Consider the following 8202-nt stretch of genomic DNA (forward strand, 5'->3'; position numbering starts at 1 on the left):
TTGCTGCCTGAATGTCGCGCGGATACCGCCGATGCGGTGCGTGAGCATGGCGCTGATATGGGGATCGCGTTCGACGGCGATTTCGATCGCTGCTTCCTGTTCGATGAAAAAGGCGATTTCATTGAGGGTTATTACATCGTCGGCTTGCTGGCGGAAGCCTTCCTGCAGAAACAGCCGGGAGCGAAGATCATCCACGACCCGCGTCTGAGTTGGAATACCGTCGATGTGGTCACCGATGCGGGTGGTGTGCCCGTGATGTCGAAAACCGGCCATGCTTTCATTAAGGAACGCATGCGTGCGGAAGACGCCATTTATGGCGGTGAGATGAGCGCCCACCACTATTTCCGTGATTTTGCTTATTGTGACAGCGGCATGATCCCGTGGCTGTTGGTTGCCGAACTGGTCAGTGTGAAAGGACAAACTTTGGGGCAACTGGTACAGGATCGCATTGCCGCCTACCCGTCTTCCGGTGAGATCAATATCAAACTGACACAGCCGGCCGTGTCCATTGAAAGCGTCAAGCAATACTATTTGGCGCAAGCGGATGAGGTAGACTATACCGATGGCATCAGCATGTCGTTCGCAAACTGGCGTTTCAACCTGCGTTCCTCCAATACGGAACCTGTTGTGCGTCTTAATGTCGAATCGCGCGCCGATGTTGCGCTGATGCAAGCGAAGACCGACGAGATTTTGGCGTTGCTCGGTGCACAAATTTAACGATTAATACATTGAATAGTCTAGGATGAGAGCGGTTTTACCGCTCTCTCTTCATGGTACGCCCAGAAGGTTGTATGATGCGCCCGGTATCGATAAGGGCGTTTTTGTCGAATCAAGAATGTTGCGAAGTATAAGGGGGGGATATGGCAATTTTAGTTACCGGTGGTGCTGGTTACATCGGATCACACACCGTGCTATCGCTCCTGGAGCGTGGCGAGGACGTCGTGGTGTTGGATAATTTGTCCAACTCATCTGCGGAGTCATTGCAGCGGGTGGAGAAACTGTCGGGGAAAGCCGCAGAGTTCCATCAGGGAGACGTTCAGGATGCCGAATGCCTGCAGCGCATCTTTGGCGCTCATGAGATCACTGCCGTGATCCATTTCGCCGGTCTTAAGGCGGTAGGGGAGTCAACGCGCAAGCCGCTGGAGTATTATCAGAATAACGTTACCGGCACGCTGGTGTTGTTGGATGCTATGCGTCGTGCCGGCGTGCACGACTTTATCTTTAGCTCTTCTGCCACTGTCTATGGTGCCAATTCGCCGGTACCTTATGTAGAGACGACACCGATCGGCGGGACAACCAGCCCTTATGGGACATCAAAGTTGATGGTGGAGCAGATCCTGCAAGATTTCGCTAAAGCAGAGCCTCAGTTCTCGATTATCGCCTTGCGTTATTTTAATCCGGTAGGTGCTCACGAGTCCGGTTTGATTGGTGAAGATCCCAATGGCATTCCCAATAACCTGCTGCCGTACATCTCACAAGTGGCTATCGGCAAGCTGGAGAAGCTGGGTATTTTCGGTGGGGATTATCCGACAAACGATGGAACGGGAGAACGTGATTACATCCATGTCATGGACCTGGCCGAAGGCCACCTGAAGGCGATGGATCATCTGCCAAAGATCAATGGATTTAAGGCCTACAACCTTGGGGCTGGCGTAGGGCATTCGGTGCTGGCGATGGTTCAGGCGTTTGAGAAAGCGTCAGGCGTAACGATCCCTTATCAGATCTTGCCACGTCGCGATGGCGACCTGCCTGCTTTCTGGGCCAATGCCGATCTGGCTTATCAGGAGCTGGGATGGAAAGTCAGCCGAGGCATTGATGATATGATGCGCGATACTTGGAATTGGCAGCGCACTAATCCACAAGGTTACCAAAAGTAATACCTTACAGATAAGCTCCCTCTCTTTGTTAGATCATGATTGCGGTTTGCGATCGCAATCATGCATCCCACCAGGATACACATTCTTTAAATATTATAACGTATTTAACAATGCGATCGCGATTGTTACACGGGTTAAGCCCTTTTCGGGTGCTGAGTGAGCGTTCATCTCAGATAAGCCTGAAAAAGCGGATAATCTACAGGTGTTTTGATGGTTAAGGTGGTAGCATACGCAGCAAAAATATTTATTATATCCGTCCCCTATACCTGACAGGGGGGGACACGAGTATGGCTTTTTGTGCCATATGCGAGGTACAACAGTGTGGCGAGTTTTGGCCATGGATAAAATTCAAAAGCAAGATCAGTCGGTTGGTAGCTGTTGAGCCAAGGGCGGTAGCGTGATTTTTGCAGGCCTTCGTCACCGTGAGAGGTTGAGTAATCTCCTGTATTATCACTGTCAGCGAAATGCCCTTCGTTGCTGTTTGGCCTTCATCTAAGCACTGCATAAGGCAATAGTAAGCGCGATGATTGAACGTTATGTATTGGTGTGACCTAACTTAACATATTGTATTTAAAGCTTTATATATTTTTAGCGTCATAAGGACAAAAAATGTTATTACCTGTAATTATGGCAGGCGGTACTGGTAGCCGTTTATGGCCGATGTCACGAGAACTCCACCCTAAGCAGTTTTTGCGCTTGCACAGCGTAAATTCAATGCTTCAGGAAACGTTGAAACGACTCGATGGCGTGGAGATCGGTGAGCCTGTTGTAATCTGCAACGAAGACCACCGTTTTATGGTGGCTGAACAGCTGCGTCAAATTGATATGTTGTCACACAACATTATCCTGGAGCCCATTGGCAGAAATACTGCGCCAGCGATTGCTCTGGCTGCATTGAATGCTACCGCAGCAGGTAACGATCCTATCATGCTGGTATTGGCAGCAGACCATATCATCAAGGATGTGAATGTTTTCCACCAGGCGATCGAAGCAGCATTGCCTTACGCAGCGGAAAAAAGCCTGGTTACGTTTGGTATTGTGCCGACAGGTCCAGAAACTGGTTATGGTTACATCCAGCGTGGAGAGTGCTGCGATGATAAAGCGGTGGCCGCTAACGTAAAACGTTTTGTTGAGAAACCTGATCTCGCAACCGCTCAGGCTTATGTCGACTCCGGTGAATATTTTTGGAACAGTGGTATGTTCATGTTCCGTGCCAAGCGTTACCTGGAGGAACTGGAGGCATTCCGTCCCGATATCCTGGCTGCCTGTCGCCGCTCGCTGGATGATACCGAATGTGACAAAAACTTTATCAATGTCAATCGCGACGCCTTTGCGAGTTGCCCAGACGAGTCGGTCGATTATGCGGTAATGGAAAAAACACAAGATGCGGTCATGATCCCGCTGGATGCCGGTTGGAGTGATGTCGGCTCATGGTCTGCATTATGGGAAGTCAGCCAGAAAGATGGGGCTGGTAATGCATTGACCGGCGACACTTTCCTGCATAATACCCGTGATTGCTATATCAATACTGATGAAAAATTAGTTGCGGCTGTTGGCGTAGATAATCTGGTTATTGTTAACACTAAAGATGCCGTTCTCGTGGTTGATAAGTCGAAAGTTCAGGACGTTAAAAAAGTTGTTGAGTATCTGAAAAAACATAAGCGGAGTGAATATCGAAGACACCGCGAGGTTTATCGACCATGGGGTATTTGCGATATTTTGGTTGCTGAAAAGCGTTTTAATGTCAATCGTATCACCGTTAATCCCGGGGAAGCATTTTCTCTGCAAATGCACCATCACCGCACGGAACACTGGGTGGTTCTTTCTGGTACGGCTAAAGTAACAACGGGGGATAAAACGTTCTTACTTACAGAAAATCAGTCGACATTCATTCCAATTGGGGTTGTCCACCGTTTAGAAAATCCCGGAAATATTCCTTTGGAGCTGATTGAGATTCAGTCAGGCTCTTATTTAGGTGATGATGACATTATCCGTATTAAAGATCATTACGGTCGTTGCTAATTTTTGAGGTTTTAATGAGTGCCTTAACTTGTTTTAAAGCGTATGATATCCGTGGTCAACTAGGTGAAGAGCTGAATGAGGATATTGCCTATCGTATCGGCCGAGCTTATGGCGAATACCTGAAACCTCAGCGCGTTATCGTAGGTGGCGATGTACGGCTGACCAGCGAGTCTCTTAAAGTGGCTCTCGCCAACGGATTGCAGGATGCTGGTGTTGACGTATATGACATTGGTATGAGTGGCACTGAAGAAGTCTATTTTGCCACTTTCCATTTGAATATGGATGGCGGCATTGAAGTTACTGCTAGCCACAATCCAATGAATTATAATGGTATGAAACTGGTTAAAGCAAATGCTCAGCCGATTAGTGGTGATACCGGTTTATTTGCGATTAAAAAATTAGCGGAAGAAAATACGTTTCCTGCGGTAGTGAAGGATAAACGTGGTAGTTATCAACAAATATCCATTCTCACCGATTATGTAGATCATTTGCTGAAGTATATTGATGCAACAGCATTGAAGCCAATGAAGTTGGTCATTAACTCTGGAAATGGTGCTGCAGGCCATGTTATCGACGAAATAGAGCGACGTTTCCAGCAAGAAAATATTCCCGTTACCTTTGTAAAGGTTCATCATCAACCTGATGGGAATTTCCCTAACGGTATCCCTAACCCGTTATTACCTGAATGTCGGGATGACACAGCAAAAGCCGTGCTTGAGCATCAGGCGGATATGGGAATTGCTTTTGACGGTGATTTCGATCGTTGTTTCCTGTTTGACGAGAAGGGCGCTTTCATCGAGGGCTACTATATCGTTGGCCTATTGGCAGAAGCTTTCCTGCAAGCCAACCCTGGCTCCAAGATTATTCATGATCCTCGTCTGTCATGGAATACCATCGATATCGTTACCCAAGCTGGTGGCATCCCTGTTATGTCCAAAACGGGGCATGCCTTTATCAAGGAGCGCATGCGCAAAGAAGATGCTATCTATGGTGGCGAGATGAGTGCGCACCATTACTTCCGTGATTTCGCTTATTGTGACAGCGGTATGATTCCATGGCTATTGGTAGCGGGTTTACTTTCAGTTAAAGGCAGTGTGTTGAGTCAGCTAGTGAAGGATCGTATGGAAGCGTATCCAGCATCTGGTGAGATTAATCGCAAATTGCCTGATGCTAAAGCTGCCATTGAGCGTGTTTTAGGCGTTTACAAAGATGATGCCGTGGCTTTTGACATGACAGATGGTATCAGCCTTGAATTCAATGAATGGCGTTTTAATCTGCGGACATCGAATACTGAACCTGTTGTACGTTTGAATGTTGAGTCAAAAGGGGATGTTGAATTGATGCAGAAAAAAACTAAAGAGATTCTGGCGCTCTTAGGCGGAGAATAACGATGAAAGAAATGTTATTAGCCATCTATGGTTACCGGGGTTTTATTTGGAGCAGTATTAAGCGGGACTTTCAGTCCCGTTACCAAACCAGCATGTTGGGAGCTTTATGGCTGGTATTGCAGCCGTTAGCGATGATTTTGGTATATACACTGGTATTCTCAGAAGTGATGAAGGCACGGATGCCTGATAATTCAGGTCCTTTTGCCTATAGTATTTATCTTTGCTCTGGGGTGCTGACGTGGGGGTTATTTACTGAAATTCTTGATAAAAGCCAAAGTGTCTTCATTACTAATGCTAACTTAATAAAAAAGCTCAGTTTCCCAAAAATTTGCTTGCCGGTCATTGTGACCGCGTCTGCGATTTTAAACTTCGCCATTATATTTAGCCTGTTTTTAATTTTTCTTGTTTTTACCGGAAACTTTCCCGGGGTTTTATTCTTCTCCGTCTTACCCGTTTTGGCTCTGCAAGTTCTGTTCACCGTCGGTCTGGGTATGACATTGGGCGTGATGAACGTTTTCTTCCGGGACGTTGGGCAGTTTGTTGGCGTATTATTGCAATTCTGGTTCTGGTTCACACCCATCGTTTATGTATTAAATTCGCTGCCTGAATGGGCCAGAACATCGCTGATGTACAATCCAATGGCCCGAGTTATGCAAGCATACCAGTCAATATTTGCATACCAACAGCAACCTAACTGGTACTCATTATGGCCAGTATTGGTTCTGGCCATAATTTTCTGTGCGTTTGGTATGAGATTATTCAGGAAACACGCTGCAGATATGGTGGACGAGTTATAATGAGTTACATAAAAGTACATAATGTTGGCAAGGCATACAAACAGTATGCCTCTAAGACAGGGCGTCTGCTTGAGTGGATTTCGCCATTTAATACCGTCAAACATAAACTAAAATGGATCCTGCAGAACATCAGTTTTCATGTTGAGCCTGGTGAGGCGTTAGGCATTATTGGTATTAACGGCGCCGGTAAAAGTACATTACTGAAATTGATTACTGGCACAGCGAAACCAACCTGTGGCGAAATTGCTCTCGACGGTCGAGTTGCGGCATTATTGGAGCTCGGCATGGGCTTTCACTCGGATTTTACCGGGCGCCAAAACGTTTATATGTCAGGGCAACTGCTGGGTATGTCCGTCGAAAAAATTACGGAACTTATGCCGGAAATCGAGGCGTTCGCTGAGATCGGTGATTATATCGATCAACCGGTTCGTGTTTACTCAAGCGGTATGCAAGTTCGATTGGCATTTAGCGTTGCAACAGCGATTCGCCCGGATATTTTGATTGTTGATGAGGCCTTATCTGTTGGTGACGCTTATTTTCAGCATAAGAGTTTCGAGCGGATACGTGAGTTTCGCAAGCTAGGAACCACCCTCTTGCTCGTGTCACATGACAAACAAGCGATCCAAAGCATATGTGATAGAGCTATTTTGCTTAACAAAGGCAGAGTAGAAATGGAGGGTGAGCCTGAAGCAGTAATGGATTACTATAATGCCCTACTCGCTGATAAGCAAAATGTGTCGATTCGTCAGGTTGAAAATAATGGAAAATTGCAGACGCTCTCTGGCTCAGGCGAGGCAACTATTACCGATATTAGTCTTCTTAGTACCGAAGGTGAAAGTATTGAGGTGGTAGCGGTAGGGCAACCTGTCAACCTTCAGGTGAAGGTGCATGTCAATGAGGCTGTTCCTGAACTTGTCGTGGGATATTTGATTAAAGACCGATTGGGACAGCCGGTTTTTGGTACCAATACTCATCACCTGAAACAGCCATTATTCGATTTGAAAGAGAATGAATCGAGAACCTTTTCATTTGCGTTCTCTGCCAATTTGGGGGTTGGGTCTTACTCGGTTGCCGTAGCGTTACATACGGCAGGAACTCATGTTGGAAAAAATTACGAATGGCGCGATCTGGCGGTTGTTTTCAACGTTGTTAATTCAAACGAGAAAGATTTTATTGGAGTAGCTTGGTTGCCCCCTAAGTTGGAGATTTTTGAATGAGTGGTAATTTTTATCGCGTTTTTGAGGAAAAACATCGGGGGAGCGTGCAAGATATCAAACAACGCTTATCTGTATATCTTCCTTTTATTATGGCGTTGGCAAAAATTTACCCTTCAGCTGAAGTTGTCGATGTTGGCTGTGGGCGTGGAGAATGGCTCGAGATCTTACGAGATAATGCTATTCCTGCCATGGGGGTTGATCTCGATGATGGTATGCTCGAGCGTGCTTTGCAGGTTGGGCTGAACGTGAAGAAAATGGACTGCCTGGATTTCCTCCAGCAGCAGGAGGACGGCAGTCTACTGGCCATCACCGGTTTTCATATCGCAGAACATCTGCCCTTCGAGTTTTTACAGTCTTTGGTGAAAGAGGCGTTGCGGGTGCTTAAACCCGGCGGTTTGCTGATTCTTGAGACGCCAAACCCCGAAAATGTAAGCGTTGGAACCTGTTCTTTTTATATGGATCCGACGCACAACCATCCGCTGCCTCCAGCGTTGCTCGAATTCATTCCGAACTATTACGGTTTTCTGAGAACTAAAATACTGCGTTTGCAGGAAAAAGCGGCACTGAGAGACGAAGAGACATCGGTATATTTGGTCGATGTGTTGAAAGGTGTCAGCCCAGACTATAGCATGATTGCCCAAAAAGAGGGTGAGGCATCGATTGTCGGTGAGTTGGACGCCTATTTTGATAAAGAATATGGGGTTACTCTCGACGGCTTAAGTGATCGCTATGACCTACGCTTGAATAACGAGTTTAAGCGAATGAACACGGCGTTGCGTGCGCAGACAGTGAAGTTCCACGAAGTGAGTAACCAATTGGAGCGTTTTCAGCACCAATTGGACAAGTCACATCAAGAGCTGATGGCTGTACATGCTAATAATCAAAGCCTACAGCAGCAGCT

6 protein-coding genes and 1 pseudogene are annotated in these 8202 nt (G+C 46.6%); all 7 read left to right on the forward strand.

Translation table 11 applies throughout. The annotated features are described in order from the left end of the window. Positions 1–717, forward strand: a pseudogene (locus ACJ8OK_RS24140) (phosphomannomutase CpsG); the annotation flags it as partial. A 143-nt stretch (positions 718–860) separates the two neighbouring features. Beyond that, positions 861–1877 (forward strand): UDP-glucose 4-epimerase GalE, encoded by a 1017-nt coding sequence (gene galE, locus ACJ8OK_RS24145; RefSeq protein WP_015377241.1) that lies wholly within the window; start codon positions 861–863, stop codon positions 1875–1877. A 609-nt stretch (positions 1878–2486) separates the two neighbouring features. Then, positions 2487–3899, forward strand: coding sequence for a mannose-1-phosphate guanylyltransferase/mannose-6-phosphate isomerase (locus ACJ8OK_RS24150; RefSeq protein WP_015377242.1), 1413 nt, complete (start codon positions 2487–2489; stop codon positions 3897–3899). 14 nt (positions 3900–3913) lie between these two features. Further along, a complete protein-coding gene (gene cpsG / locus ACJ8OK_RS24155; protein WP_025302181.1) occupies positions 3914–5287 on the forward strand; it encodes a phosphomannomutase CpsG in 1374 nt (457 codons plus the stop codon). A gap of 11 nt (positions 5288–5298) precedes the next feature. Continuing rightward, positions 5299–6084, forward strand: a complete 786-nt coding sequence (locus ACJ8OK_RS24160; RefSeq protein ID WP_033633692.1) for an ABC transporter permease — start codon at positions 5299–5301, stop codon at positions 6082–6084. Next, complete coding sequence (locus ACJ8OK_RS24165; RefSeq protein ID WP_015377245.1) at positions 6084–7301, forward strand: ABC transporter ATP-binding protein; 1218 nt, start codon at positions 6084–6086, stop codon at positions 7299–7301. Before ACJ8OK_RS24160 ends, ACJ8OK_RS24165 begins: the two co-directional genes overlap by 1 nt. Next, the coding region (locus ACJ8OK_RS24170) for a class I SAM-dependent methyltransferase (protein WP_442531158.1) at positions 7298–8202 on the forward strand (905 nt) is incomplete at its 3' end. The genes ACJ8OK_RS24165 and ACJ8OK_RS24170, both read left to right, overlap by 4 nt.

Source organism: Serratia sp. CY71090 (assembly GCF_052166845.1).
Lineage (GTDB): Bacteria > Pseudomonadota > Gammaproteobacteria > Enterobacterales > Enterobacteriaceae > Serratia > Serratia nematodiphila.